Here is a 26,926-nt window from a genome sequence, read left to right as displayed (position 1 = left end):
CGGCCGCCCCGCCGGCCGACGCCCTGCGGGGCGCCGGTCCCGACCGGGAACACCGGCGCCGCCCGCCGGTCGACCGCGCCGCCGCCCACGGCGGCCGGCCGATCACCGACGCGCCGACCGCCTTGATCCCGAAGGTGGGCGCGTCCGCCGCCGGCCCGCCGGCCCCGGCCGGCCCCGACCGCCCGGCCGACCCCGAGGCCACCGCCCTGATCCCGGCCGTCACCCGGCGTACGCCGAGTGGCCCGGCCGCCCTCGTCGAGCCGACCGCCCTGATGGGGGCCGTGCCGCGCCCCCCGAAGTCCGACGAGCCGGAGAGCCCCGACCCCACCCCCGAGCAGTCCCGCCCGCGCCGGGGCGAACGGGTGGTCCAGCTCCGCCCGGAGCAGACCGGCGAGGGCTACAAGAGCGTCTACTCGGAGCTCACCCGGCCGTCGCTGGCCTCCCGCCTGCGAACCGGCATCCGCGTCAGCGGCGAGCTGCTGATCACCTTCGGCCTGGTCGTGCTGCTCTTCGCCGGCTACGAGGTCTGGGGCAAGTCGGCGATCGTCGACGCCCACCAGAACGACCTCAGCCAGCAGCTGGCGCAGGCGTGGGGGCCCGAGGGCGACCCGACGGTGGCACCGTCGGCGAGCGCGTCCACCAAGCCGAAGCCGCCCGTGCAGGGCAGGCCGATCGCCGGGCTGCACATCCCCAAGCTCGACAAGAACTGGGTCGTCGTCGAGGGCGTCACCCAGAAGGACATCCGCTACGCCCCGGGCCACTACCCCTCCAGCGCCATGCCGGGCCAGGTCGGCAACTTCTCCGTCGCCGGGCACCGCAACCGGGCCACCTTCTGGCGGCTCGACGAGCTGAACGACGGCGACGCCATCGTGGTGGAGGGCAAGAACGACTGGCACGTCTACAAGGTGACCCAGAGCCGGATCGTCAAGCCCACCCAGGTCGAGGTGGTGGCGCCCGTGCCGGGCAGGCCGGGGCAGAAGCCGACCAAGTCGATGCTCACCCTGACCACCTGCAACCCGAAGTTCGACAACTACCAGCGCCTGATCGTCCACGCCCAGTTGGCCCGCAGCCAGCCGAAGTCGGCGGGACGCCCGGCGGAGCTGGGGGGCTAGACGGTGTACGGCTGGATCTGGCGCAAGCTCCCCTTCGGCACGCCCGGCAAGCTCGTCGGCAGCCTGCTGATCGCCAGCGCGATGGTGGCCCTGCTCTGGTACGTGGTCTTCCCGTGGGCCGAGCCCCTGCTGCCCTTCGACGACGTGCAGGTCACCCAGGACTCCGGCGACCCGGCCGGCGACGTGGTGCCCGGGGGCGGCGACGCCCCACCCCCCGGCGACGAGCACGACCTGCCGTACGACACCGAGCAGAACAACACCCCGCCTGCCTCCCCGGACGAGTGAGCCCCTGATGCGTGTCCTGGTCATCGACAACTACGACTCGTTCGTCTTCAACCTGGTCCAGTACCTCGGCCAGCTCGGCGTCGACTGCGAGGTCCGGCGCAACGACGAGATCGAGGTCGCCGAGGTGGGCAGGTTCGGCGCGACCGGCGTCCTGCTCTCGCCCGGCCCGGGCAGTCCCGACCGCGCCGGCGTCTGCCTGGACGTCATCCGCGCGTACGCGGGCGAGCTGCCGATCTTCGGCGTCTGCCTGGGTCACCAGGCGATCGGCGAGGCGTTCGGCGCCACCGTGGCCCGCGCCCCCGAGTTGCTGCACGGCAAGACCTCCGAGGTGCGCCACCACGACGTCGGGGTGCTCGCCGGCCTGCCGGACCCGTTCACGGCCACCCGCTACCACTCGCTCACCGTGCTGCCCGAGACGCTGCCCGAGGAGCTGGAGGTCACCGGCTGGACGGGCTCCGGCGTGGTGATGGCGATGCGACACCGGACGCTGCCGATCGAGGGCGTCCAGTTCCACCCGGAGTCGGTGCTGACCGAGGGCGGCCACCTGATGCTGGCGAACTGGCTCGCCACCTGCGGCCACCCGGAGGCGCTGGAGCGTGCCCCGGAGCTGGCCGCCGAGGTGGACGCGCGCCGCCGCGCCGCCTTCGCCACCGCCTGACGGGCCGACAGGCGAGCCGGCACGGGGGCGCCGGCACGAGGGCGCCGGCCTTCCGGGGCGGATCGCCTTCCGCCGGCCGGTCAGCTCCGCAGGGCTTCCCGGACCGCCGGGTCGGCGGGCGAGCTGACGGCGGGCGGCCGGCGGCGGACCGCGTCCCAGGCCGCCTTGCCGCTGGCGAAGTAGTCCCGTACCGCCTTGCCGACGAGCAGCGCGGGCCCGCAGCCGTCGCAGCGGGCGGCCACCCCGTCGACGTCCAGGCCGAGGTTCCGGCAGAGCGTCACCGCGCGGGAGAGGTGGTAGGACTGGGTCACCACCAGGGCGCGCTCGACGCCGTACACGTCGCGTGCCCGGGCGCAGCTGTCGTAGGTGTCCAGGCCGTACGGGTCGGCGACGACGCGGCGCGGGTCGACGCCGAGCCGCTCGCTCAGGTGGCGGGTCATCGCCGCCGGCTCGTCGCCGGACGCTCCGCCGCCGTCGCCCGACACCAGGACGACCCGGGCCCGCCCGCTGTTCACCAGCGCGGCGGCGGTCTCCAGGCGACCGGCGAGCCGCTCTCCCGGGCGGTGCCGGTCCGCCGCCACCGCCGTGCCCAGCACGATCACCACGTCGGCGGCCGGCGCCCCGGCCTCGTCGTGCAGGTGGCCGCGAGCGGTGGTCGTCGTCCAGAGCCAGGGGAGGCTGGCGAGCAGCAGCGCGACCAGGCCCAGGACGGCCGCGCGGGTCAGGCGTCGCCGCCACCGGGCAGCCGGAACCGCGACCCCGGCAGCCGCGCCCACGGGGGTCACCTGGCGGACGTCACCGTTCGGGGAGCCGGATCGGCGGGGTGGTCGGCAGCGGGAGCCCACCGCCGCCGCCGTTACCGGGGGTGGTCGGGGTGGCGCTCGGCGACGGCGTCGCCGAGTCGGTGGGCGTCGGCTCCGCCTGCGGCACCGTGACCACGATCGTCACGGTCTTGCCCTTGGGGAGCGGGGTGTTGGGGCGGGGGGACTGCGAGGTGACCCGGCCGGCCTGGTCGGGCGGCACCTCACGGCCCTGCTCGACGTCGACCTTGTAGCCCGCCCGCACCAGTTCGTCCCGGGCGTCCTTCTCGGAGGAGTTGACCACGTTCGGCACCTGGCCGACGTTGCCCCTGGAGACGGTGAGGGTGACGACGGTGCCCTCGGCGACCTGCTTGCCCTCCTCGGGCTTCACCTCAAGGACCTGGCCCGCCTCCTTGGGGCTGTCCTTCGGCTCCTGCCGGACCTCGAAGCCCGCCGCCTCCAGCTGCGCCTTGGCGCTCTCGTAGGTGGCGCCCACCAGGTCGGTCGGGATGGTCTTCGTGGCGGGGCCGCCGCAGACCTGCACGACCACCTCGCGCTCGGCCTCCAACTGCGCGGCGGCGGCCGGGGTCTGGGTGACCACCTGGCCCTTCTTGCAGGTCTTGTTGAAGACCTGCTCGCCCTCCTTGGGCACCAGGCCGGCCTGCTGGATCCGGGCGAACGCCTCCTGCTGCGTCAGCCCGGTGACCGTGGGGACGTTGACCCGTTCGTCGCCACGCTGGCTGAGCAGGGCAGCGGCGAGGGCGATCACCGCGAGGACGCCCACCGCGGCGAACGTCGCGATCAGCCAGGACGACGCCTTCCGCCGGCGCGGGTCGCCGACCCGGGCCGGCATCTGGCGGGTCTGCGGGGCGCCGGGCGCGCCCGCGTAACCCGCGGCGGCCGGGGCGAGCTGGGCCGTCTCCTCCTGCGGCAGCACCGGGGTGGCCATCACCGGGCGGCCGGCGGCGGCGCGGAGCAGGTCGGCCCGCATCTCGCCGGCGCTCTGGTAGCGGTTCAGCGGGTTCTTCGACAGCGCCTTGAGCACGATCGCGTCGACCGCGGGGGTGACGTCCGGGTTGATGTCGCTCGGCGTCGGCGGGGCCTCCCGTACGTGCTGGTAGGCCACGCTGACCGGGCTGTCACCGACGAACGGCGGGTGCCCGCAGACCAGCTCGAAGAGCACGCAGCCGGCGGCGTAGACGTCGGACCGGGCGTCGACGGCCTCACCGCGCGCCTGCTCCGGGGAGAGGTACTGCGCCGTGCCGATGACCGCGCTCGTCTGGGTCATGGTGGTGGCGCCGCTGGCCAACGCCCGCGCGATGCCGAAGTCCATGACCTTGACCTGGCCGGTCTGGGTGAGCATCACGTTGCCGGGCTTGATGTCCCGGTGGATGATGCCGTGCCGGTGGCTGAACTCCAGCGCGGCGCACATGTCGGCGCAGATCTCCAGCGCCCGGCGCGGCTGGAGCCGCCCTTCGGCGCCCAGCACCTCCTTGAGGGTCCGCCCGTTGACGAACTCCATCACGATGAACGGCAGCGTCTCGCCGGTCGGCGCGGTCTCCTCGCCGGTGTCGTAGACGGCGACGATCGCCGGGTGGTTGAGCGACGCGGCGTTCTGCGCTTCCCGCCGGAACCGCATCTGGAAGGTGTCGTCCCGGGCGAGGTCGGTCCGGAGCATCTTGATCGCGACGTCCCGACCGAGCCGGAGATCGCGACCGCGATGCACCTCGGCCATACCGCCGTAGCCGAGCAGCTCGCCGACCTGGTACCTGCCACCGAGCAGGCGGGCCTGCGCTGTCATCGCGTCTCTCGTCCTTCGCTCGTCTCGTCGCCGCCCGACCGGGGCGGTCCCTGTCGACGGTACGACGTCCCGGCCGGATCGTCGCTTCCGTCGGGCCGCAGCGCGCCGGACACCACCGTCGGCGGGGTGGCCGCGCTCGACCGTGCGTTCTCCCGCACGTTGTAGGAAATCACGCCGGAGCAGACCAGGACCAGCACGGCCACGAGGATCGCGAGGAACACCATCCCGGGCCGGGACCCCTGCCCACCCTGCTGGGGCGCCGGCGGGTAGGCCGGTCCCGCGTACGGCGCCGGGCGGGCGTGGGCCGGCGGCACGGCCGCCGCGCCGCGCGGATAGCCGGGCGGGGCCATCTGCGGGTGCGGCGCCGACGCGGCGGGCGCGACCGAGGTGGGGCGGTGCGGCGCGACGGGCGGGCGGGGGGCCGCCATGGGCTGACGCGGCGGCTGCGCGGCGGCGTTCGGCGGGCGGTGGGGCGACACCGGCGGGCGCGGCGCGGAGACGGGTGGACGCGGCGGCGGCACCTGGGCGCGACCGGGCGGGGCGGCCGGCGACGCCGGGGCGGCGGAGATGGGCTGTCCGGCGGCCCGCGCCTGCTGGGAGAGCTGCGCCTTCAGCTGCCGGGCCACCCCGGCCAGCGCGGCGGCGCTCGGCCAGCGGGCCGCCGGGTCCTTCGCCAGGGACCGCTCCACGACCGCCCGGACCTGTGGCGGGATGTCGGCGGGCAGCGGGCGGGGGGCCTCCCGGACGTGTCGCATCGCGATCTCGAGGGGGTTGTCACCCTCGAAGGGACGCCGGCCGGCGAGGCACTGGTACGCGACCACGCCGAGCGCGTAGACGTCCGAGGCGGGCGTGGCGACCCCGCCGGTGGCCTGTTCCGGAGAGATGTACGAGGCGGTGCCGAGCACCGAGCCGGCGGCGGTGAGCTGGGCGACCAGCTCCGACCGGGCGATACCGAAGTCGGTCAGCACGAGCGTGCCGTTGGGGCGGACCAGCAGGTTTCCGGGCTTCACGTCCCGGTGCACGATGCCCTTGACGTGCGCCGCGTGCAGCGCGTCGGCGGCCTGCGCGACGAGCGCCATCGTGCGGGCCGGGGTGAGCCGGCCGACCCGGGCCAGGGTGGAGGAGAGCGCGTCACCCTCGACGTACTCCATGACCAGGAAGGCGATCTGCTGGTCGTTGCCGAAGTCGTAGACGTCGACCACGCCGGGGTGGTTGATCGTCGCCATGGTCCGGGCCTCGCCGCGGAACCGCTCGGCGAAGTCGGGATCGTCGAGCAGCGCCGGGAGCAGGCTCTTGACGGCGACCGTGCGGCCGAGCACCTGGTCTGTGCCGCGCCAGACGTCGCCCATGCCGCCGCTGGCGATCCGCTCGTCGAGGCGGTAGCGGTTGCCGAGCTGCACACCGGGGCTGAGCATGTCAGCGGCCTCCCGGGTCGGCGATGGCGGCGCGCATGATCTGCCCGGCGATCCGGGCGGCCTCGGCGCTGCCGCCCGGGCCGGCCTGCTCCAGCACCACGCATACCGCGGAGACCGGATTGCCGTTCTTGTCCAGCGCGAAGCCGATGAACCAGCCGTGGTCGGGCCGGTCCGGGGCGGACTGGGCGGTGCCGGTCTTGCCGCCGACCGTGTAGCCGTTGATCTTCGCCCCGGAGCCGGTGCCGTTCTCGACGACGCTGACCATCATCTCCCGCAGGTCGCCGGCGACCTGGCCGCTGACCGGCTGCCGCAGCTCGCGGGGCTTGGCGGTGTAGTAGCTGGTGGTGCGGTCCGGGGCCAGCAGCTGACGCACCACGTACGGCCGCATCTGGCTGCCGCCGTTGGCGACCGAGGCGGCGATCAGGGCGCCCTGGAGCGGGGTCATCCGCACATCGAACTGACCGATCGAGGACTGGGCGATACCGGCCGGGTTGTCCCCGCCGTCGGGGTTCTCCATGCTGCCGGTCCGGCTCGCGGCCACCGGGTGGCCGCCCTCGCCGAGCTGGCCGACCGTGAGGTCCTCCTGCTCGAAGCCGAACTGCCGGGCCTTCTCCTTGATCTTGTCCGCGCCGAGCCGGACGCCGAGCTGCGCGAAGCCCGTGTTGCAGGACTCGGTCACCGCGTTCATCAGGGTGACCTCGTCCTCGGGGCAGATCGACGGCGCCGCGTTGCGGATCGGCGTGCCCGAGGTCGGCGGCGTCCAGCTCGCCCCGGCCGGGATCCTCGTCTCCTGGCCGACGCCGTTCTCCAGCGCCGCGGCGGCCACCACGATCTTGAAGGTGGAGCCCGGGGGCAGCACCTCGCCCAGGGCCCGGTTCTTCAGCGGCCCCTCCGGATCCTGCTCCAGCTTGTTGTAGGCGGCCGTGGCCTCGTTGGTGCTGTGACTGGCCAGCGGGTTCGGGTCGAAGCTCGGAATGGAGACCAGCGCCTGCACCGCCCCGGTACGCGGGTCGACGGCGATGGCCGCGCCCTTGGAGGCGTCGTTGCGGTTGTTCCGCAGCTGCTCGTACGCGACGTCCTGGGCCCGCTTGGAGACCGTGAGCAGCACGTTGCCGCCGCCGGTCTGGTCGCCGGTGAACATGTCCTTGACCCGGTTCGCGATGAGCTGGTCGCTCGTGCCGGCGAGGAAGTCGTTCTCGAACTCCTCGATGCCGGTGTCGGCGAGGTTGACCGGCTTGTAGCCGAGCACGTGCGCGTACTTCGCCCCGCCGGGGTAGCTGCGCTGGAACCTCAGCTCGCCGTCGGTCTCCTTGCTGAGCGCGAAGGCGGTGCCGCCCGCCTCGATGTTGCCGCGCCGGCGCTCGTACTCGGCCACCTGGACGCGGCCGTTGTAGTCGCTGGTGCGGTATTCGTCGGCCTTGTAGGCCTGGATCCAGTTCAGGTTCGCGAAGAGCAGACCGAACAGGACCATCACGACGACGCCGACGCGGCGCAGGGGTGCGTTCACGGCCTGATCACCTCCGTGGGGGCACCGTGCAGCTGCTCGGGCGGGCCGCCGGACGGGCGGTTCGCCTTGCCGCCCGCGCCGGTGACGGGCCGGCGGGCGCCGTCGGAGATCCGGAGCAGGACCGCGATGAGCAGCCAGTTGGCCATCAGCGAGGAACCGCCGGCGGAAAGGAACGGGGTGGTCTGACCGGTCAGCGGGATGAGCTTGCTGATCCCGCCGACGATCACGAAGACCTGGAGGCCGAGCGTGAAGGCCAGGCCGCCGGCCAGCAGCTTGCCGAACGAGTCCCGCACCGCCAGCGCCGCCCGCAGCCCCCGCTCGACGATCAACAGGTAGACGACGAGCAGCGCGGAGAGGCCGAAGAGGCCGATCTCCTCACCGATGCCCGCGAAGATGAAGTCGTTCTGCACCTCGGGGAGCAGGCCCGGCTGGCCGCCGCCCGGGCCCGCGCCGAACAGGCCGCCGGTGCCGAGCGCGAGCAGCCCCTGCACGAGCTGGTAGCCGTCCTCGTAGGGATCGGCGAACGGGTCCAGCCAGATCTGCGCCCGCAGGTAGAAGTTGGCGAACGGCCCGCCCACCACGTCGCCGAGCACGTACGCCAGGTAGACGCCGCCGAAGAAGAGCACCAGACCGATGAGCAGCCAACTCACCCGCTCGGTGGCGATGTAGAGCGTCACCACGAACATGCCGAAGTAGAGCAGCGACGTGCCGAGGTCCTTCTCGAAGACGAGGACCAGCACGCTGATCAGCCAGACCACGACCACCGGGCCCAGGTCGCGCCCGCGGGGGAAGTCGATGCCGAGGAACCGGCGGCTCGCCAGCGACAGCACCTCGCGCTTGCGCACCAGGTAGTAGGCGAAGAAGACCAGCAGCGCCAGCTTGGCGAACTCGCCGGGCTGGATGGAGAAGCTGCCCACCCGGATCCAGAGCTTCGCGCCGTTGATCTCGGAGAACCGGCTGGGCAGTACCGCCGGGATCATCACCAGCACGATGCCGGCGAGCCCCAGGGTGTACGCGTAGCGGGACACCGAGCGGTGGTCGCGCATGAGGGCGAGCAGGCCGGCGGCCAGGATGACCGAGGCGAGCGTCCAGGCGAGCTGCCGGCCGCCGGTGCCGGCGAAGATGGCCAGTTCCTCCCGCTCCGCGGGGGCGGCCTTACCCAGGTCGAGCCGGCGCAGGAAGCCCACCCCGAGTCCGTTGAGCAGGGCCACGGCGGGCAGCAGCGCCGGGTCGGCGTAGGGCGCCAGGAACCGGATCACCAGGTGCAGACCGAGGAAGACGGCGGTGAGCGCGGCGGCCGGCATCCAGAAGTCGGCCGTGACCGTGTCGAGGACCTTCGCCTCGACCATCGCGCCGTAGGCGGCCACCAGCACCATGGCCACCAGCAGCAGCGCGAGCTCGGCGTTGCGCCGGGACCGGGCCAGGCGTACGCCGGACTGCTCGCCCGTGCTGGCGGGCGAGGGTGCCGGGATGGCCGCTGCGGTCAAGGATCGTCCTCGGATCGAGCCGGCGCCTACTCCGGCGACCGGCACGCGGCGGGATCGAGCGCCGGCGAGACGGTGTCGGAGGGCGTGGCGTCGGGTGTGATGGTCGGCGTGGCCGGCATGCTCGGCCGGCTGCTGCCCGTCGCGCTCGCGCTGGGCTTCGGATCGGGCGTCGCCGGGGCGGGGGTGGGCGTCGGGGTGGCGGTGACCACCACGGCGCCCGGGCTCGACGGGCAGACGGGCTTGAGGTTCGGGTTCAGCGGGTCGTCGCTGGTCAGCTCGGCCAACCGCCGCTCGGCGTCCGGCTGGCTCTTGGCCGGGATGCCCTGCTTGACCTGCTCCTGGGCGGCCAGGGTCAGGTCCTCCAGGTCGGCGGGGCTGGTGGAGTGCACGGTCGAGAGGTCCATGCCCGCGATCTCGCCCTGGATGCCCCGGAACACGGCGACCTGGCCGTCCTCGGTCGCGCCGACGTAGTACTGCCGCTGGGTGTAGCTCCAGCCGCCGAAGATGGCGCCACCGAGCAGGACCAGCAGCGCCAGGGACATCGCGGCGGCCCGTACCGGCCGGTGCCTGCGGCGTTCCGGCTCGTCGTCGGCGTTGGCCGCCGGCTCCTCGGGGGCGGGGGGCCGGGGCGCGGAGAGGGCGGACGCGCGGGCCGCCGGCGTCGAGACGTCGGCGGAGGTCGCCATGCCCCGGTCCCGTGCCGCGGCGCCGCCCACGATCGGGCTCGCCTCGACGATGTCGTGGTCGGTGGCGTCCGCGATGATCACCGTGATGTTGTCCGGCCCGCCGCCGCGCAGGGCGAGCTGCACCAGCCGCTCGACGCACTGCTGCGGGTCGGTGTACTCGCGCATCGTGTCGCCGATGGTGTCGGCGCTCACCACGCCCGAGAGGCCGTCGCTGCAGATCAGGTAGCGGTCGCCGGGGAGCACCTGACGGACGCTGTACTCGGGGTCGATGTCGCGGCCGTCCAGCGCCCGGGTGAGCAGCGAGCGCTGGGGGTGGCTGCTCGCCTCCTCGGCGCTGATCCGGCCCTCGTCGACCAGCATCTGGACGTACGTGTCGTCCTTGGTGATCTGCGCGAACTCACCGTTGCGCAGGAGGTAGGCCCGCGAGTCACCGATGTGGACCATGCCCAGCTTGCTGCCGGAGAAGAGGGTCGCGGTGAGCGTGGTGCCCATCCCCTCCAGCTGTGGGTTGGCGTCCACGGTGTCGCGGAGCTGCTGGTTGGCGGTGCCCACGGCCGAACGCAGCGCGTCGACGAGGGCGTCACCCGGGACGTCCTCGTCGAGCGGCGCCATGGCACCGATGACGATGTTGCTGGCGACGTCACCGGCGGCCATGCCGCCCATGCCGTCGGCGACGGCGAGAAGCCGCGGCCCGGCGTAGACGGAGTCCTGGTTACCGTCACGGATCAGACCGCGGTCGCTGTGGGCCGCATAGCGCAGGGTCAGAGTCATGGCCGTAATTCGAGAGAAGTGCGGCCGATCCGGATCGGCACGCCGAGGGGGACGGGGGTTGGTCCGGTGACCTTAGCGCGATCCAGGTAGGTGCCGTTAGTCGAGCCGAGGTCCTCGACGAACCACTGACCGTCGCGCGGCACCAGCCGGGCGTGCCGCGCCGAGGCGTAGTCGTCGGTGATGACGAGGGTGGAGTCCTCGGCCCGGCCGATGGTGATCTGCGCTTCGCCGAGGGTGATCCGGGTCCCCGCCAGTTGACCGGCGGTCACCACGAGCTGGTGCGCCGCCCTGCCCCGCTTCGCCTTCGCCGGCTTCGCCGCCTGCCCGAGCGAGGCGCCGACCGCCCGGGGGGCGGCCACCAGCCGGCCGGACCGGGCGCCCGCGAAGAGGTCCCGGCGGATCACGCCGACCACCGTGAACACGAAGATCCACAGCAGGATGAGGAACCCGAACCGGGCGACGGTGATGACGAGTTCCGGCAAGGCGGGTCAGCCGTCCACGCGGAAGGTCAGGGTCGTGGTGCCGAGCTGGATCATGTCGCCGGGGTTGAGCGCGACGGCGGAGACCCGCTGGCCGTTGACCATGGTGCCGTTGGTCGACCCGAGATCGGTCAGCACGACCTGGCCGCCGTCGAAGTCCAGCCGGGCGTGTCGCCGGGAGATGCCGACGTCGGGCAGGCGCAGGTTGGCCTGGTCGCCGCGGCCGATCACGGTCGAGCCCATCTGGAGGGGGTAGGTGCGCCCGTCGCCGGAGACCAGCCGCACGTTGCGCCCGCCGCCGTGGCCGGGCGGGGGCCCGTAGCCACCACCCTGGTCGTACGCGGGGTAGGCGGGCGGGCCCGCGTCGTAGCCGGGCGCCGAGACCGGGGCGACCTCGCCGCCGGTGTAGACCTCGGCGGTGACCCGGAACATGCCGGTGTCCAGCCCCTCGCCGCGCTCGATCTCGACGATCACGTCGCCGTAGACCGTCCAGGCCTGCTCGCCGATGAACTCCGCCTGCGACTGGGCCAGCTCCTGGGCCAGCGCGGCGGCGTACGGCGCCAGACGACTGTGGTCGTAGGGCGAGAGATCGATCACGTAGCGGTTGGGCACCAACGTGCGCCCACCGGCCAGGATCGCCTTGTGCGCCTCGGCCTCCCGCTGCATGGCGTTGAGGATCTCCACGGGGTGGACCACCCCTTTGAAGACCTTGGCGAAGGCCCCCTCGACCAGGCCTTCCAGACGCTTCTCGAAGCGTTGCAGCACGCTCACCGGCTCCTCCTCGGGTCCCGAGGACATGATGGTATCCGGCCGGCGCGCGCGCAGCTCACACGCCGCTCGGCCGTTTGACGACGGCCCGTTCGGAAGGGCCGATGTTGCCGTGCTACTCTTTCGTCCGCCACGAACGGTAACCGCTCTACGGACGGTAACCGATCGACGCGACGATCACGGACCGGGTAGCATGTCCGGGGCCCGCTGGAGACAGCGAAACCGGCACACATTACAGTGTTCGAGGTCAGCCACGGGGAAGTGGCGGAATGGCAGACGCGCACGGTTCAGGTCCGTGTGCCCGAAAGGGCGTGGGGGTTCAACTCCCCCCTTCCCCACCAATACGCGAGGGCTCCGCAGCGATGCGGGGCCCTCGCGACGTTTCGGGGCGTGCCGTACGTCACGCTATGCTCCGATGGTTTCTGCCTCCGATGGACCAGGAGTGGCGTGTGAGTGTCGCGTTCGTGACCGGATCGGGCGGGCTGATCGGCTCCGAGGCGGTCCGGCACTTCGCCGGCCTCGGTCTCGACGTCGTCGGCATCGACAACGACATGCGGCAGGAGTTCTTCGGCGAGGAGGCGTCGACCGCCTGGAACGTGCGGCGGCTGACCGACGAGCTGGGCTCCGCGTACTCCCACCACAGCATCGACATCCGCGACCGGGCCGCGCTCGACAAGCTGTTCCGGCGGTACGGCACCGACGTCGCCCTGGTGATCCACACCGCCGCCCAGCCGTCGCACGACTGGGCGGTGCGCGACCCGTTCACCGACTTCGACGTGAACGCCGCCGGCACGCTCAACGTCCTGCAGAACGTGCGCGAGCACTGCCCCGAGGCGCCGGTGATCCACTGCTCCACCAACAAGGTCTACGGCGACCGGCCGAACAGCCTGCCGCTGGTCGAGCTGGAGACCCGGTGGGAGATCGAGCCGGGGCACCCGTACGAGCAGGGCATCCGCGAGGACATGTCGATCGACGCCTGCCTACACTCGATCTTCGGCGCCTCGAAGGTCGCGGCGGACGTCATGGTGCAGGAGTACGGCCGCTACTTCGGCATGCGGACCGCCTGTTTCCGGGGCGGGACGCTGACCGGCCCCGCGCACTCGGCGACGGAGCTGCACGGCTTCCTCGGTTACGTGATGCGCGCCAACATGGAGCGCCGCACCTACAAGATCTTCGGCTACCGGGGCAAGCAGGTCCGCGACGCCATCCACAGCTCGGACGTGGTCTCCGCGTTCGAGGCGTTCTTCCGCGACCCGCGCCCGGCCGCCGTCTACAACCTCGGCGGCGGGCGGCACTCCAACACCTCCAACCGGGAGGCGTTCGCGCTGGCCGAGGAGATCACCGGCCAGGAGATGGTCACCGAGTACGTCGAGGCCAACCGGATCGGCGACCACAAGTGGTGGATCGGCTCGAACGAGGCGTTCCAGGCCGACTACCCCGAGTGGAAGCAGGTCTACGACGTGCCGATGATCATGCGCGAGATCTACGAGGCCAACGTCGACAAGTGGGTGCCGGGAGCATGATGGCGAAGGGCAAGCGGAACGTCCTCGGCGTCCTGGTCGACGCGACCGACTACGCCGCGGCGACCGAGCGGGTGGTGGCCGCGGCGCAGGAGCGCCGCCCGCTGGCGCTGACCGCGCTCGCCGTGCACGGCGTGATGACCGGGGTGCTCGACCCGGCGCACAACGCCCGGCTGAACTCCTTCGACGTGGTCACCCCCGACGGCCAGCCGGTGCGCTGGGCGCTCAACCTGCTGCACGGCGCCGGGCTCAACGACCGGGTCTACGGCCCGACGCTGACCCTGCACGTGCTCTCCCGGTTCGCCGACGAGGGCCTGCCGGTCTACCTCTACGGCTCGACCGAGGAGACCCTGGCGCGGCTGATCCCGGCGCTGGAGCGGATGTTCCCGGCGCTGAAGATCGCCGGGGTGGAGCCGTCGAAGTTCCGGGCGGTGCAACCGGGCGAGGACGTCGAGATCGCCGACCGGATCAGGGCCAGCGGTGCCCGGCTCGTACTGGTAGGGCTGGGCTGTCCGCGCCAGGAGGTCTTCACGTACGCCATGCGGCCGCTGCTGGACATGCCGCTGATGGCGGTCGGGGCGGCCTTCGACTACCACGCCGGCCTGCTGCGCCAGCCCCCGCCGTGGATGCAGCGGGCGGGCCTGGAGTGGTTCTGGCGCCTCGGCCTGGAGCCGAAGCGGCTCTGGCGCCGCTACGTGATCCTCAACCCGGCCTACCTGACCCGGCTCGCCGGGCAGAAGACGGGGCTGTGGAAGGCGAAGCCGCCGGCCCCGGCCACCGAGCGCCCGGCGACCTTCGCCGTCTAGGAGCGCCGGGGGGCCGTGGCGGCGTGCGGGGTCCGGCCGCTCCCGCCCGGCCGCTCCCGCCCGGCGGGGTCGCAGCGCGACAGGACGGCAGGTGACGGCCCGCGGAACAGGGCCGACACCTGCCGTCCTTTTATCCGGGGGTGCCGGGTCGATCGCAGTGCCGGTCGGCGGCCAGCTCCGCGGACCGCCTCGATCAGTCGCTCAGGACGCCTCGCGGACGCGCAGGTCGGCCAGCCACACCTCGGCCAGGTCGCTGAGCGCGACGCCGAGGACCTCACTGAGGCAGACCACGGTGCCGAACGCGGGCGCCGGGAGCCGGCCCACCTCGATCTTGCGCAGCGTCTCCGGGGAGATGCCGGCCGCCAGGGCCACCTCGACCGGGCTGCGGCCGCCTCGCGCGACCCGAAGCGCCGCCCCGAGACGTTGCCCCGCTGCGATCTGTTCGGGCGTGAGCGGTGGGCGAACCATGTGAGCAGGATAGATCCGCCCACCCGGGCCGGCAATGCGGACCCGGCGGACGCCCCGATCCGCGTGGTATAAATATACCGCCTGGGAGAGGGAAGGTTGATCGTGATCGAACTTAAGTCCGCCGAGGAGATCGATCGGATGGCCGTGACCGGCCAGTTCGTCGGCGAGCTGCTGGCGGAGCTGCGTGAGTTCGCCGCCGTCGGGGTCAACCTGATGGACCTTGAGCACCACGCCCGTCGCCGGATCAGGGAGCGTGGCGCCGAGTCCTGCTACTGGGACTACACGCCGTCGTTCGGCCGCGGCCCGTTCCGCAACGTCCTGTGCCTGTCGGTCAACGACGCCGTGCTGCACGGCCTGCCGCACGACTACGCGCTGCGCGACGGTGACCTGCTGAGCATCGACATGGCGGTCGGGATCGACGGCTGGGTCGCCGACTCCGCGCTCTCCGCCGTCATCGGCACCCCCGCCCCGGACGACCTGATGCTGATCGAGGCCACCGAGGTCGCGTTGCAGGCCGGGATCGACGCCGCGCGGCCGGGCAGTCAGCTCGGCGACATATCCGCCGCCATCGGCGAGGTCGCCCGCCGCTACGGCTACCGGGTCAACAACGAGTTCGGCGGGCACGGCATCGGCCGCACGATGCACGAGGCCCCGCACGTGCCCAACGACGGCCGCCCCGGCCGGGGGATGAAGCTCAAGCCCGGCCTGACGATCGCGATCGAGCCGTGGTTCTGCCGCGGCACCGACAAGATCAGATTCGACGAGGACGGCTGGACGATCCGCTCCGCGGACGGCTCGCGCTCGGCCCACTCCGAGCACACCGTCGCGATCACCGAGGCCGGTCCCCGGGTGCTGACCCCCCGACCCGGGCGCGAGGCGAGGCCGGGCGACCGCAGCGGACGGTCGGCCGCGACCTCCTGACGATGCCGGCGTACGCACGGCCGGGCGGAGCAGACCGTCGGTTCCGAGAGTGGCGGGTGAACCGCCTTGGCTCCGACGGAGCCTCGGAGTGTGACCAGCCCCCGCCGGTCGGGCTGCCGGCGATCCGGTGGTGACGCGACGGCGGGCCCCGGCCGGGAGTCCGACCGGGGCCCGCCAGCGTCGTCAGGTCAGAGGGTCAGGGTCCAGGTGTTGAGGTAGCCGGTGTCGCCGGCGTAGGCGTCCCGCACCCGCAGCTGCCAGGTACCGTTCGCCGCCTCGCTCGACAGGTTCGCCGTGTAGGTGGCGTTGATGTTGTCCGCGCCGTCGAAGTAGCTGCTGTTCTTCAGCCGGTAGGACGAGCCGTCCGGGGCGACCAGGTCGATGACGACGTCACCACGGTAGGTGTGCACGATGTTCACCGCGACGGTCGAGGCCGACGAGGCGTTGCGGGCGCAACCGGAGATCACGATCGAGCTGTTCACCGCGACGTTCGTGTCCGGGATCGCGACGTCGGTGCCGTTGCTGCCGGAGCAGCCGCCGCCACCGGTGCCGGTCACCGTCAGCGAGTACGTCGCGGTCCGGCTGCCGGAGGCCGCGGTGCCCGTCACGGTCACCGAGTAGGTGCCGGGCGGGGTGCTCGCCGAGGTGCTGATGGTCAGCGTCGAGGAACCGCCCGAGGTGACGGTCGCCGGGCTGAACGAGGCGGTCGCCCCGGAGGGCAGGCCGCTGGCCGACAGGCTCACCGACTGGGCGGAGCCGTTGGTCGTGGCGGTGGCGACCGTGGCGGTCACCGAGCCGCCCGGCGCGGTCGAGCCGGAGGTCGGCGAGACCGAGACGGAGAAGTCGTTGGTCGGCGGGGTGTCGCCGTTGACGACGTAGAGCAGCTTGTTGGGCGAGCCGGTGCCCGGGTTGCCCACCACGTTGCTGGTGGCGTTGTTCACCAGGTAGTCGCGGACCTGCTGCGGCGTCCAGGCCGGGTTGGCGCTGGCCACGAGGGCCGCCGCGCCGACCACGTGCGGCGTCGCCATCGAGGTGCCGCTGATCGTGTTGGTGGAGGTGTCGTTGGTGTGCCACGCCGAGGTGATCGACGAGCCGGGCGCGAAGATGTCCACGCAGGTGCCGATGTTGGAGAACGACGACCGGGCGTCGGTGTTGGTTGTCGAGCCGACGGTGATGCCCTCGGCCGTCCGGGCGGGCGACGTGTTGCAGGCGTTGGCGCCGGAGTCGTTGCCGGCCGCCAGGCCGTAGCTCACGCCCGAGTTGATGGAGTTGCGTACGGCCGTGTCGAGCGAGGCGTTCGCGCCGCCGCCGAGGCTCATGTTGGCCACGGCCGGCTTGACCGCGTTCTGGGTGACCCAGTCGACACCGCCGATGACGCCGGCGTTCGTGCCGCTGCCCTGGCAGTTCAGCACCCGTACGCCGACGAGCCGGACGCCCTTGGCCACCCCGTACGCCGAGCCGCCGACGGTGCCGGCGACGTGCGTGCCGTGGCCGTTGCAGTCGTCGGCCGAGCCGCCGTCGACGGCGTCGAAGCCGGAGGTGGCCCGGCCGCCGAAGTCGCTGTGGCTGAACCGGATGCCCGTGTCGATGATGTAGGCGTGCACGTTGCTCGCCGTGTTCGGGTACGTGTAGGAGCTGTTCAGCGGCAGGGCCCGCTGGTCGATCCGGTCCAGGCCCCAGGACGGCGGGTTGGTCTGGGTACCGGAGATCGAGACGGTGTGGTTCTGTTCGACGTACGCCACGGCGGGATCCGCGGCGATCCGGGCGGCGGCCCTGGCGCCGACGCGGACCTCGAACCCGCGCAGGGCGGCGCCGTAGGTCCGCGCGACCGCGCCACCGTGCCGGCCGACCAGCCGCTGCGCGGTGTCACCGACGCTGCTGCGGGCGACCGAGCTGTCCTTGAAGACGACGATGTAGCTGTCGGCCACCGCGGTGGCGCCCCCAGCGGCACGGATCGTGCCGGTGGGCTCGGCGGCCATCGCGGGCGTCGCGGTGGCGACCATCGCCAGCGCGGCCACCCCGACGAGTACGGACCTGCGTGGAAGACCCATCTTCTAACTCCCTCCGACCGGCGCCCGACCGTCCGACTGCCCGTGACGAGTGGATCGATGAATGCCGATCAAGCTGAGGGTAGAGCGGTGAACGGGAATGCAAACATGTCGGCTTACCCATAACACCGGGAGGATGTCCCCTACGGGAGGGGGTTACGGGACGAACCCGGGACGACCCCGGATTCACGAACGTCGAGATCGGGCAATGCTCTCCGTCATGGAGAGTCACCTCACCGTCCTGCTCCCGCTGGCCGCCGTCTGGCTCGCCGCCGGCTGGCTCGCCGACGGGCTGCCCCGGCTGGACCACGCGCTCGCCCTGCGCCGGCGTACGGGTTGGGTGCTCACGCTGACCCTGACCGGCCTCGGCCTGACGGCCGCCGTGCTGGTCGCCGGCCTCTCCAGCGCCGGCGCGACCCCGGCGGACCGGGCGGCCGCGGGGCTCGGCCTCGCCGCCGCCCCCGCGCTCGTGGTCGCGGCCTGCGGCGTACGCCGGATGCGCCGGCTCCGGGCCGGCGCCCGCGCGCTCGCCTCCGCGCCGGGAACCCCGGCGCCGCACGGCCTGCGGGCCGCCGCCGCACACCCGTTGATCGGGCTCCCCGTGCAGCTCACCGGGCTGGCCATGCTGCCGGCGGTGGCCGCGGCGGGCACCCCGGGCCTGCTCTCCGGCCCGGGCGTGACCGGCCCGGCGATCACCCTGGGCGTGCTGGGCGTGGCCGCCATCGGCGTACGCCACGCGCTGCGACACAACCGGCTCGTCGAGCGGGCCCTGCCGGCGGGGACGGCGTCAGCGCGGGCGGCCAGTCCCCTGCACGTATAGCAGCTCCAGGATCGCGCGGGTCGCCTCGAACCAGCGGTCGAGCCAGTCGGGCGGCGGGGCGCTGCCCTTCGGCGGCAGCTCCATCAGCAGCCCGCGCATCAGCGGGTGGTCGATCAGCGACTCGGTCGGCTCCGTCGACCAGCCACCGGGCGGGAAGGACGGCTCGGTCAGGGGGCTCGGGTCCAACGACGGCAGGGAGAGCGACGAGCCACCCTGCTCCGGCGGGCCGGCCGGGACGTCCCGGCCGCCCATCTCGGTGTCGGCGGACACCACCTCGGTCAGGACGGTGTCCCGGCGTGCCCCCCGGTACTTGCCCCCGAACCGTTCCGGCTTGCCCGGCCCGTTGGTGAGGTTCTCTGACCCGATCGTCGTCATCCGTCTCGCCTGCCTCGCTCGGTTTGCCGATCCGTGCGGCGGGTTGTCGACCAGCGCCGTATCGAGGGGTACAACGACACGGGCGCGATGTGGCGACGGGACGGTGGGGCGTCGTTCCGCCCGCCCGGCGAACGGCACGGCGATGCCCCCGCCCGGTCGTCGCCGGACGGGGGCATCCCGTCACACCACGGACACGTCAGGCCCGGTCGAACACCCGGCCCCTGGTGCCGGCGACGAAGGCGTGCCAGTCGCCCGGGGCGAAGATCAGGGCCGGACCCGCCTTGTCCTTCGAGTCCCGCACGCCGACCGCCCCCGTCACGTACGCCACCTCCACGCAGTTGTCACAGTTCGGCCCGCTCTTCGAGCTCTTGAACCACGTCGCCTGCGTCAGGTCCACGGGGAACCCCTTGGTCGCCATTTCCACAACGGCTCCTCTGCCAGTTTCGCGATGTGTGCGATGGACTCCTCTGGACGTATGGCCGCCGCGCGGATGTGATCGAAGATGAAGCTGTACTTCTGCAGTTCGTCACTCTTCTCGAGGAAGAGCCCACCCGTGGCATTCTCCGCGTACACGACATCCGGATCACTGGGCTCCGGGAAGCTGAGGATCGTGAAGGTGCCGTCCATGCCGGCGTGCGCTCCCACCTCGAAAGGCAGGATCTGGAGCGTCACGTTCGGCAGTTCCGCCACCTCGACCAGCCGTTTGAGCTGGCCACGCATCACTTCGTCCCCACCCACCGGACGGCTTACCACCGCCTCATCGAGCACCACCCACAGATCGACCGGATCATCCTGCGTCAACAACGACTGACGGCCCAGACGGACACGCACCCGTTGCTGTACCTGGTCGGGCGTGAAGTCGGGCCGGGCGGCCCGGATCATCGCGCCCGCGTACTCCTCCGTCTCCAGCAGGCCGGGCACCACCTGCTGCTCGTACGCCCGGATCGAGCTGGCCGCGGCCTCCAGCCCGACGTACGCGCCGACCAGCACCGTGCTGTACGGGTGCCACCAGCCCTTCTGCCGCGCCTCCCGGGCGATCTGGACCAGCTCGTCGCTCTCGGCACCCACGACGCCGTAGATCCGCAGCATGTCCCGCACGTCGCGCGGGGTGGCCGTGGTGTGGCCGGTCTCGATCCGCGAGACCTTCGACGCCGAGCACTCGAGCTGCTCGGCGACCGCCTCGATGGTGATCCCGGCCGTCTCCCGCTGCCGGCGCAGTTCGGCGCCGAGCCGACGACGGCGGATGGTGGGGCTGCGCCGCTCACTCACGGGATCACCTCGACAGGTCTCACCCGATCCACCTCCGCCTCGCCGCGCGCCATCCTCGCGTCACCCGCCGGGAGCGCGACCGTCGGACGGCGGGCGATCGTTCGCGGCGGGGGTGGTGCCGGTCATCGGCCGGCCGCGACGGGCGAAACCGGTCCCCAGTGTGCCGGGCAGACGTGAACCGCTTCAAGCGTTGCTTTGCGCGAGCCGCTCACTTATCGGCAAAAGTCGACGTGCAACTTGCATGAAGCACTTCGCTGATGCAGTCTGTCCGTGTGGCACGAGTTACTCACCGTCTCCGTCCGCTTCCCCGCTGTGGTGATCCCACAGCCCGTGGGACGCGTGCCGGTGGGCCGCTCAGCCATTGACAGACCAGACCTGCCCCGGGCTGATGACCCCGCCGCTGCACGCCAGTTGACTGCGGCGGTGGGAGCGGCGCCCGGAGCAGCCGGGTGTTGGTCGGGTGGCGACTCGCCACCAGCGGGCACGGCCCGACCTCCACCGGCGCGACACACCGGTCCACGAGGCACGACCCCGCCACCGGGCCATCGACGTCCCCCGACCCGCACCGCCGGCCCGTCCGCCGGCCGACCCTTCCCAGGAGCCCATGTGCTGCCCCGCTCCGGTGACGTACTGCACGTGACTCGCGCGGCGAGTGTCCAGTTCCTCAGACCCATCATGTTCCGGGTGATCCGGGTGCTCGACTGGCCCACCTACGACGGCTGGATCTGGCTCGACGGCTACGAGTTGAACGCTTCGGGGGACGCGGTCAACCGGCGGTCGATCTTCGTCCAGCGGGAGGGGCTGCGCCAGCTGCGGGCGGCTCCCGAGCCGCGGCCGCACACCGTGCGCCCACCGCGCCGGCCCGTGGCCCGTACCCCGGTCCGGGTGGGCTGACCTGCGCGATCGGCAGCCGGTGGGCGTGCCGTCGCCATAGGATGAAGTACGCCCACCCCGGCACGTTCCACCCCGCGCGTCCAGGACCCCGAACCTGGGATGGCCATGGTCAATCTGTCCGCCGCGCGGCGGCACCACCGCTCCCGTATCGCCTACGCCTTCGGACTCCTGGCGCTGATCGGCGCCGCCACCACGCTGGTGGTCGTGGTCCGCGACCCCGCCCTCTCGTCCACCACACGGCTGACCACCCCGGTCCCGGCACCGGAGATCACCGTGGTGGACGAGGGCCCGCCCGACGACGACGCCGGGCCGGAGCCCTTCGACGCCCCGTACGCCCCGTACGCGGAGGAAGCCGGGGCACTCGGGGCGGCCGACGGTCCCGCGCCGGCCACGGACGTGCCCGCCGGTTCTCCGGAGGTCCCGGCCCAGGCCGCCCGTTCCTCGCCGGACGACGTCCGCCGTTCCCTCTTCTGGTCCGGTGTCTTCGGTCTGGCCATCTCGCTGGCCGGCCTCGGCCTCGTCGGGACGAGACGGCGCATGTGGTGACGCGCGGGCGGGCCAGCGGGCCTCAGCGTCTCACCGGGTGGCGGTCGGCTCGACGGAGGGGGTGACCCCGCCGGTCGGCGAGGCGGCGCCCCGGGCCACCACCAGCGTGACCTCCTCGCCGTCGGGAATCAGCTCCCCCGCCTCCGGGTCGGTGCTGAGCACCGTGCCGGCGGGTCGGTCGGACTCCTGGTACTCCACCCGGTGGCCCAGCCCGAGGTCGTCCAGGATCGCCTGCGCCGTCTCCAACGGCAGGTTCACCACGGGCGGCATCGGCAGCTGTGCGGCCGGCGTGGTCGGCGACGCGGAGGGCGACGAGCTGGTCGGGGCCGAGGTGGGCGAGGCGGTGGTCGGCGCGGCGGTGGTCGGCGACGGCCGGGTCGCGGAGGCGGACGGCTGCGGCCCGCCCGGATCGTCGTCGTCCGTCGACTGGAGGGCGAGCCACAGCCCGACGCCGAGCAGGCCGAGCAGCAGCAGCACGATCACGCCCCAAAGGATCGGCAGCCACCAGCGTCGCGAGCCCTGCTCCCCGGCGTACCACTCGGCCTCCCGCGGGTCGGCGGGCCGGGGCGGCGGCACCTCCGCCCGGCCGGACCACGCCGCCGGGCCGCCGGACCGCTCCGGTGGCATGGCGGCCGTACGGTCCATCGGGGCCGTGCGGTCGGTCGGCACCTGCCGGGTCGCGTCGTCGGCGCCCGGGGCGCGCTCGTCGGGGCCGGGCAGCCGCTGCGTACGGTCGACGGGCTCCCGGCCGGTGCCCGGTGGGGGCAGCGGACGGGTCCGGTCGTCGTCACCCGCGGGCGGTTCCTGGCGGTCGTCGCTCATCGCACGTCCTTTCCCGGCCCGGGCGGGCGTCGTGGCCCCTGACCGCCAACCTAGCGGTACCGGGCGCCATCGGCCGGGATCAGCGTCACGGTGTCGGGGAGGCCGAGCCGCCGTCCTCCGGGTCGTCGCCACACCAGACCGACACCTGGTCGTTCCACCGGCCCGTGCTCTCGCCGGCCGGATCCTGGCGGGTGACCGTGCCCTGCCGGCCCGACCGGTACTGCGGGTAGAAGCCCTCGTCGACGAGCTCGTCCGCCCCGTCACCGCAGTCGTCGCCGACCACGTCCGGCACGGTGGCGGCCGGCGCCGGCCCGCTCACGTAGAGCGTCACGGTGCGGCCCGGCCGCACCTCGGTGCCGACCTCGGGGGAGGTGCGCTCCACGGTCCTCCCCACGCCGCCGCCGAAGACGAGCCGCCAGCCCAGCCGCCGCTCGCGCAGCTCGTCCCGGGCCTCCGTGAAGTCCTCGCCGACCAGCGGCGGAACCGTCAGCCCGGCGGAGCGGGTCGGCGGGCTCTTCGGGGGAGCGGCCGGTGTCGAGCGGGCCGGGGACGGGCGGGCGGCGCTCGGCGTGCCGGTAGGCAGGCTCTCCGCCATGGTCGGCGGGGCCGCTCGGTCCTCCCCACCGGCCAGGAGCCAACCGCCGGTCGCCCCGACGGCGGCGAGCAGCACGACGGCCAGCCCACCCCTGAGCAGCAGGCCCGACCGGCCCGGCCCGGCATCGTCCCGTGCGCCGGTGCCCTCGTCCGGGTATTCGTCCGTCATCCGCCCACCCCGCCTCGATCACCGGCGACCGTACCCGCCGACCCCGGCGCCGGCCGACCGGGGCGACCGTCACGACTCGCCGCGCCGAGCACGGGACGTTACGCTCCCCGGCATGGCCAGACGGGGCTGGGGAGGATCGATCGCTACCGCGGTCGGCATCGCTGCCGGCGCGGGCGCGGCCCAACTGGGCTTCGGCTACGGGTTGGGCATCATCAACTGGGCGCCGGCGGACGCGACCGCCGGTGCGACCGCCTGGGTGGCGGGCCTCATCTGGGCCACCTGGATCGCGGCCACCTCGACGGTCTGCGGCGCGGTCTGCGCCCAGCGGCTGCGCGAGCGCGCCCCGGCACCGGACGCGGAGGCCACGGGGTCGGCGCCGCCCGGTGGCGTCGTCGCGTCCGTCGCGCTCGCCGTGGCCGCCGGGGTGGGGGCGCTGGTCACCGTGCTGCTGGTGGCCGTACCGGCCCGGGCGGCGGTGGCGGTGCCGGACACCGGCTCGCCCCGGGACGTCGCCGCGGCCTACGCGGCCGTCGGCGTGCTGGTCGGGGTGCTGACGGCCGTCTGGGCGCTGCGCTCGCGGGCCGCCGCGAGCAACGTGCTCGCCACCGTCGGCTGGCTCTGGCTGCTCGCCGTGGTCGCCGTCGTGGACGGGGTGTTGGCCGGGCGCGGGCTGACCAGCGCCCAGCTCGGCATCTGGCAGCTCGGTCCCGACGACGGGCGGTACTGGATCCGGGACTACTTCTACTGGCCCGGGGCGCTGCTCTCCCTCGGCTCCGCGCTGGTGATCGGCGTCCTCGCCGCCCGGCGCGACGCGCGGCACGCCGACCACCGGGTCGGGGCGGCCGTCTCGGGGGCGGCCGGGCCGCTGCTCGTCGCGGTCGCGTACTTCCTGGCCGTGCCGAGGCTGACCGCGATCAGCCCGGAGCAGGTGTCGGCGCACCTGATCGCGCCGTACGCGGTGATCGTCGGGGTCGGTGGCGCCGTCGCGGTCGCCACCCTCGTCCAGCGGGCCGCCCGGCGCACCGCGCCGCACCCGGCGGTGGTGGTGCCCCGGCAGCGCACCGGCGAACCCGCCGACCACCCGGCGGACCCGGCGCACCGGCCGGACGACCTCCCGACCGGCGGAACCGGCGCCGACGGCACCCCCACGGCGCCGGGCGGCACCCCGACGGACCGGGCCAGCACCACGGGAACAGGGCTGGACGCCACCGCGACGGGTGGGCCGGCATCCCCGGAGCCCGCCGTCGACCGGGAGGCCGTGCCGGTGCCCGCCGTGGGTCACGCGCCGGCCACCGCCTCGACGACCGTCGTCACGGCGGGTGCCCCGGCCGGGGCCCCACCCGCGCCGTCGGTCGGGGACGGTGGGTCGCCGAGCGACGAGCCGTCCGCCGACGACCCGACGGGGGCGTCGACCTCCGGCCGCCGGCCCAGATCCGGCCGCCGCACCCGCTGACGCGGGCGCCGGCTAGTCGACGGGCCAGGTGTGCACGGGCTCGTTGCCGCGTTGCAGCTCGGCGTACCGCTGCACCATGTGGTGCAGGGCGGCGTCCCGGTCCATGCCGCGTTGCCGCTCCGCCGCCCAGACCGCCTCGGTCTGCCAGACCGCGCCGTTGCGGCCCGTACGGCAGCGCTGCTCGATGATGCCGAGCAGCCGGTCCCGTTCGGCCGGGGCCACCCCGAACCGGTCGAGCCCGGCGGCGGCCGTGGGCAGCAGGACGTCCAGGACGAGCTTGGTCACCGGCACCTCGCCGAGGCGGGGCCAGTGCAGGACGGCGTCCATCCCCCGCCGCGCGGCGGCGTGGAAGTTCTCCTCGGCGGAGCTGAACGTGAGCTGGCTCCAGATGGGCCGGTCGGACTCCGCCAGCCCGCGCGCCAGCCCGAAGTAGAAGGCGGCGTTGGCCAGCATGTCGACCACGGTCGGTCCGGCCGGCAGCACCCGGTTCTCCACCCGCAGATGCGGGCGGCCGTTCATGATGTCGTAGACCGGCCGGTTCCAGCGGTAGACGGTGCCGTTGTGCAGGCGTAGCTCGCCCAGCTCCGGCACGCCGCCGGCGTGCAGGACCTCGACCGGGTCCTCGTCCTCGCAGATCGGCAGAAGCGGCGGGAAGTAGCGGACGTTCTCCTCGAACAGGTCGAAGATCGAGGTGATCCAGCGCTCGCCGAACCAGACCCGGGGGCGTACGCCCTGCGCCTTGAGCTCGTCCGGCCGGGTGTCGGTGGCCTGCTCGAACAGGGCGATCCGGGTCTCCGCCCAGAGCTGGCGCCCGTAGAGGAACGGCGAGTTGGCCCCGACGGCCACCTGCACTCCCGCGATGGCCTGGGAGGCGTTCCAGTAGTCGGCGAAGCTGTCCGGGGCGACCTGGAGGTGAAACTGGAGGCTGGTGCAGGCGGCCTCGGGGGCGATCGAGTCGGTGTGCGTCTGCAGCCGCTCCACGCCCCGGATGTCGAGTTCGATGTCCTCGCCCCGGGCGCCGACGATCTGGTCGTTGAGCACCCGGTAGCGCTCGTTGGTGGAGAGGTTGTCCTCGACCAGGTGGCGTTCGGTGAGGGTGGGCAGGATGCCGACCAGGACGATCTTGGCGTCCGACTTGGCCGCGCGCTCGTCGGCCCGGGAAAGGCTGCCCCGCAGGTCCCGCTCGTAGTCGGCGAACCCGTTGCCCTCGATCAGCCGGGGCGGCGCGTTCAACTCCAGGTTGAACTGGCCCAGCTCGGTCTGGAAGAGCGGGTCGGCGATGTCGGCGAGGATCTGGTCGTTGCGCATCGCCGGCTCGGCGGACGAGTCGACCAGGTTCAGCTCGATCTCCAGCCCGGTCATCGGCCGGTCGGCGTCGAAGCCGAAGTCGTCGAGCATCAGGGCGAAGACGTCCAGGCAACGTCGGACCTTGTGCCGGTAGCGGACCCGATCCTCCCGGGAGAAGGCGCCCTGCTCGACGTCCCTGCCCATGTTTCCTCCCGGCGCGAGGCGCAGTCGGACCGTTCCGGCCCGGCAAGCGCGTGTGAACACTCCAGGTTAGGAGCGTCGGCATCGTCGGGACCAGAGGCGATCCCGGTGATCCGCCGGCCGGGACGACCGTACCGCCGGCGGAGCTGATCCCGGCGGCATCTCTACCCAGCCGGCGCCGTCCGGCACCGCCCGCGGCCGGAATGAGTCGTGACAAATCGCACCCACCCGGCGACCGCCCCCGGGAGGCGGCCCATGGGTCGGCCGGACACGCGTCCGGCCCGCGCCGTGGTGCGGCGCGGGCCGGAGACGGTACGGCGGATCAGGCCTGCCGGACGGCCTCGCCCTCGATCTCGATCTTGATCTTCTTGCCGACCAGCACGCCCCCGGTCTCCAGGGCGACGTTCCAGGTCAGGCCGAAGTCCTCCCGGTCGATCTCCGTCGAGGCGGAGAAGCCGAAGATGTCCTGACCGAACGGGCTGCGGCCGACGCCCTCGAACTCGACCTCCAGGTCGACCGTGCGGGTGACGCCCTTGATGGTCAGCTCGCCGGCGAGGACGAACTCGTTGCCGTCGCGGGACTTCACGCCGGTGCTGCGGAACTCCAGCGTCGGGAAGCTCTCGGCGTCGAGGAACTCGGCGCTGCGCAGGTGCGCGTCCCGGTCGGCCTGGTTGGTGTTGATGCTGCCGGCCTGGATGGTGGCGCTGACCGAGGACTGCGCCGGGTCCTCGGCGACGGTGATGACGGCGGTCGCGTCGGCGAACTCACCACGCACCTTGCTGACCATCATGTGCCGGGCGACGAAGCCCACGCGCCGGTGCGCCGCGTCCAGCAGGTAGGTGCCGGCGGTCGGGATGGTCAGGCCCTCCCAGTCGCGGGTGACCGGTGCGATGCTGCTGGTCATGGAACTGCCCTCCGGGGAAGATTGTTTAGTAACCCAACGGCTGCTTGAGCAACTATACGC

General features: G+C 73.1%; 27 protein-coding genes and 1 tRNA gene. 11 read left to right on the top strand and 17 right to left on the bottom strand.

Translation table 11 applies throughout. The features are described from left to right. The 3 genes from V6V16_RS09995 to V6V16_RS09985 form a co-directional block, all read left to right on the top strand. On the top strand, nt 1-1,112 hold a 1,112-nt coding region (locus V6V16_RS09995), incomplete at its 5' end, for a class E sortase (RefSeq protein WP_334561582.1). Between the two features lie 3 nt (nt 1,113-1,115). Next, nucleotides 1,116-1,397 (top strand): hypothetical protein, encoded by a 282-nt coding sequence (locus tag V6V16_RS09990; RefSeq protein WP_334561581.1) that lies wholly within the window; start codon nt 1,116-1,118, stop codon nt 1,395-1,397. A 7-nt stretch (nt 1,398-1,404) separates the two neighbouring features. Next, nucleotides 1,405-2,055 (top strand): aminodeoxychorismate/anthranilate synthase component II, encoded by a 651-nt coding sequence (locus tag V6V16_RS09985; RefSeq protein WP_334561580.1) that lies wholly within the window; start codon nt 1,405-1,407, stop codon nt 2,053-2,055. 80 nt (nt 2,056-2,135) lie between these two features. Here the strand turns inward: V6V16_RS09985 and V6V16_RS09980 are convergent, their stop codons facing one another. The 8 genes from V6V16_RS09980 to V6V16_RS09945 are packed head-to-tail and all read right to left on the bottom strand — an operon-like array spanning nt 2,136 to nt 11,799. After that, nucleotides 2,136-2,831 (bottom strand): SanA/YdcF family protein, encoded by a 696-nt coding sequence (locus tag V6V16_RS09980; RefSeq protein WP_334561579.1) that lies wholly within the window; start codon nt 2,829-2,831, stop codon nt 2,136-2,138. Between the two features lie 19 nt (nt 2,832-2,850). Next, on the bottom strand, nt 2,851-4,656 hold the full coding sequence (gene pknB / locus V6V16_RS09975) for a Stk1 family PASTA domain-containing Ser/Thr kinase (protein WP_334561578.1): 1,806 nt from the start codon (nt 4,654-4,656) through the stop codon (nt 2,851-2,853). Further along, entirely contained in the window at nt 4,653-6,071 is a 1,419-nt protein-coding gene (locus V6V16_RS09970) for a protein kinase domain-containing protein (RefSeq protein WP_334561577.1), read from the bottom strand. Before V6V16_RS09970 ends, pknB begins: the two co-directional genes overlap by 4 nt. Before the next feature lies 1 nt (nt 6,072). Continuing rightward, nucleotides 6,073-7,578: a peptidoglycan D,D-transpeptidase FtsI family protein gene (locus tag V6V16_RS09965; RefSeq protein WP_334561576.1), complete on the bottom strand. Its 1,506-nt coding sequence runs from the start codon at nt 7,576-7,578 to the stop codon at nt 6,073-6,075. Then, nucleotides 7,575-9,065 (bottom strand): FtsW/RodA/SpoVE family cell cycle protein, encoded by a 1,491-nt coding sequence (locus V6V16_RS09960; RefSeq protein WP_442934061.1) that lies wholly within the window; start codon nt 9,063-9,065, stop codon nt 7,575-7,577. Before V6V16_RS09960 ends, V6V16_RS09965 begins: the two co-directional genes overlap by 4 nt. 26 nt (nt 9,066-9,091) lie before the next feature. Then, the gene (locus V6V16_RS09955) at nt 9,092-10,522 is read right to left on the bottom strand and encodes a BofC C-terminal domain-containing protein (protein WP_334561575.1); all 1,431 of its coding nucleotides are present in this window, start codon (nt 10,520-10,522) and stop codon (nt 9,092-9,094) included. Continuing rightward, a complete protein-coding gene (locus V6V16_RS09950; protein WP_111134465.1) occupies nt 10,519-11,004 on the bottom strand; it encodes an FHA domain-containing protein FhaB/FipA in 486 nt (161 codons plus the stop codon). Before V6V16_RS09950 ends, V6V16_RS09955 begins: the two co-directional genes overlap by 4 nt. A gap of 6 nt (nt 11,005-11,010) precedes the next feature. Continuing rightward, nucleotides 11,011-11,799 (bottom strand): FhaA domain-containing protein, encoded by a 789-nt coding sequence (locus V6V16_RS09945; protein WP_088996759.1) that lies wholly within the window; start codon nt 11,797-11,799, stop codon nt 11,011-11,013. Between the two features lie 225 nt (nt 11,800-12,024). Here V6V16_RS09945 and V6V16_RS09940 point away from each other — a divergent pair. The 3 genes from V6V16_RS09940 to V6V16_RS09930 all read left to right on the top strand — a co-directional run bounded on the left by V6V16_RS09940 (nt 12,025) and on the right by V6V16_RS09930 (nt 14,095). Beyond that, nucleotides 12,025-12,110 (top strand) — tRNA-Leu (locus tag V6V16_RS09940). A gap of 66 nt (nt 12,111-12,176) precedes the next feature. Beyond that, nucleotides 12,177-13,292, top strand: coding sequence for an NAD-dependent epimerase/dehydratase family protein (locus V6V16_RS09935; RefSeq protein ID WP_334561571.1), 1,116 nt, complete (start codon nt 12,177-12,179; stop codon nt 13,290-13,292). Continuing rightward, nucleotides 13,289-14,095 carry a WecB/TagA/CpsF family glycosyltransferase gene (locus V6V16_RS09930; protein ID WP_334561589.1) on the top strand — a complete coding sequence of 269 codons (807 nt, stop codon included), beginning with the start codon at nt 13,289-13,291 and terminating at the stop codon, nt 14,093-14,095. The genes V6V16_RS09935 and V6V16_RS09930 overlap by 4 nt, the downstream gene beginning before the upstream one ends. Before the next feature lie 201 nt (nt 14,096-14,296). Here V6V16_RS09930 and V6V16_RS09925 read toward each other — a convergent pair whose 3' ends face one another. Beyond that, on the bottom strand, nt 14,297-14,563 hold the full coding sequence (locus V6V16_RS09925) for a helix-turn-helix domain-containing protein (RefSeq protein WP_334561570.1): 267 nt from the start codon (nt 14,561-14,563) through the stop codon (nt 14,297-14,299). Nucleotides 14,564-14,665: 102 nt separating this feature from the next. On the opposite strand from V6V16_RS09925, the gene map reads away from it, so the two are divergent. Beyond that, entirely contained in the window at nt 14,666-15,484 is an 819-nt protein-coding gene (gene map / locus V6V16_RS09920; protein WP_334561569.1) for a type I methionyl aminopeptidase, read from the top strand. 188 nt (nt 15,485-15,672) lie between these two features. Here the strand turns inward: map and V6V16_RS09915 are convergent, their stop codons facing one another. Then, on the bottom strand, nt 15,673-17,535 hold the full coding sequence (locus V6V16_RS09915) for a S8 family peptidase (protein WP_334561568.1): 1,863 nt from the start codon (nt 17,533-17,535) through the stop codon (nt 15,673-15,675). A gap of 217 nt (nt 17,536-17,752) precedes the next feature. Between V6V16_RS09915 and V6V16_RS09910 the strand changes: the two genes are divergently transcribed. After that, a complete protein-coding gene (locus V6V16_RS09910; RefSeq protein ID WP_334561567.1) occupies nt 17,753-18,352 on the top strand; it encodes a hypothetical protein in 600 nt (199 codons plus the stop codon). Here the strand turns inward: V6V16_RS09910 and V6V16_RS09905 are convergent. The 3 genes from V6V16_RS09905 to V6V16_RS09895 form a co-directional block, all read right to left on the bottom strand. Continuing rightward, the gene (locus V6V16_RS09905) at nt 18,320-18,727 is read right to left on the bottom strand and encodes a hypothetical protein (RefSeq protein WP_334561566.1); all 408 of its coding nucleotides are present in this window, start codon (nt 18,725-18,727) and stop codon (nt 18,320-18,322) included. The genes V6V16_RS09910 and V6V16_RS09905 overlap by 33 nt on opposite strands. 196 nt (nt 18,728-18,923) lie before the next feature. Continuing rightward, a complete protein-coding gene (locus tag V6V16_RS09900) occupies nt 18,924-19,145 on the bottom strand; it encodes a DUF397 domain-containing protein (RefSeq protein WP_334561564.1) in 222 nt (73 codons plus the stop codon). Then, a complete protein-coding gene (locus tag V6V16_RS09895; RefSeq protein WP_334561562.1) occupies nt 19,115-19,996 on the bottom strand; it encodes a helix-turn-helix domain-containing protein in 882 nt (293 codons plus the stop codon). Before V6V16_RS09895 ends, V6V16_RS09900 begins: the two co-directional genes overlap by 31 nt. A 606-nt stretch (nt 19,997-20,602) precedes the next feature. Between V6V16_RS09895 and V6V16_RS09890 the strand changes: the two genes are divergently transcribed. Continuing rightward, nucleotides 20,603-20,890, top strand: coding sequence for a hypothetical protein (locus tag V6V16_RS09890; protein WP_334561561.1), 288 nt, complete (start codon nt 20,603-20,605; stop codon nt 20,888-20,890). Between the two features lie 99 nt (nt 20,891-20,989). After that, nucleotides 20,990-21,436, top strand: a complete 447-nt coding sequence (locus V6V16_RS09885; RefSeq protein ID WP_334561559.1) for a hypothetical protein — start codon at nt 20,990-20,992, stop codon at nt 21,434-21,436. A gap of 30 nt (nt 21,437-21,466) precedes the next feature. Here V6V16_RS09885 and V6V16_RS09880 read toward each other — a convergent pair whose 3' ends face one another. Together V6V16_RS09880 and V6V16_RS09875 are read right to left on the bottom strand one after the other, a co-directional pair. Then, nucleotides 21,467-22,258 (bottom strand): PASTA domain-containing protein, encoded by a 792-nt coding sequence (locus V6V16_RS09880; RefSeq protein ID WP_334561558.1) that lies wholly within the window; start codon nt 22,256-22,258, stop codon nt 21,467-21,469. Between the two features lie 85 nt (nt 22,259-22,343). Then, nucleotides 22,344-23,021: a PASTA domain-containing protein gene (locus tag V6V16_RS09875; protein ID WP_334561556.1), complete on the bottom strand. Its 678-nt coding sequence runs from the start codon at nt 23,019-23,021 to the stop codon at nt 22,344-22,346. A 112-nt stretch (nt 23,022-23,133) separates the two neighbouring features. On the opposite strand from V6V16_RS09875, the gene V6V16_RS09870 reads away from it, so the two are divergent. Continuing rightward, a complete protein-coding gene (locus V6V16_RS09870) occupies nt 23,134-24,474 on the top strand; it encodes a hypothetical protein (RefSeq protein ID WP_334561554.1) in 1,341 nt (446 codons plus the stop codon). A gap of 12 nt (nt 24,475-24,486) precedes the next feature. Here the strand turns inward: V6V16_RS09870 and V6V16_RS09865 are convergent, their stop codons facing one another. Together V6V16_RS09865 and V6V16_RS09860 are read right to left on the bottom strand one after the other, a co-directional pair. Then, entirely contained in the window at nt 24,487-25,965 is a 1,479-nt protein-coding gene (locus V6V16_RS09865; RefSeq protein WP_334561552.1) for a glutamate--cysteine ligase, read from the bottom strand. A gap of 319 nt (nt 25,966-26,284) precedes the next feature. Continuing rightward, a complete protein-coding gene (locus V6V16_RS09860) occupies nt 26,285-26,866 on the bottom strand; it encodes a YceI family protein (protein WP_334561551.1) in 582 nt (193 codons plus the stop codon). Nucleotides 26,867-26,926 lie beyond the last annotated feature (60 nt).

The organism is Micromonospora sp. CPCC 205561 (genome assembly GCF_036906775.1).
Lineage (GTDB): Bacteria > Actinomycetota > Actinomycetes > Mycobacteriales > Micromonosporaceae > Micromonospora.
Note: the sequence above shows the minus strand (reverse complement) of the source record. Positions and strands in the feature narration are given on the sequence as shown.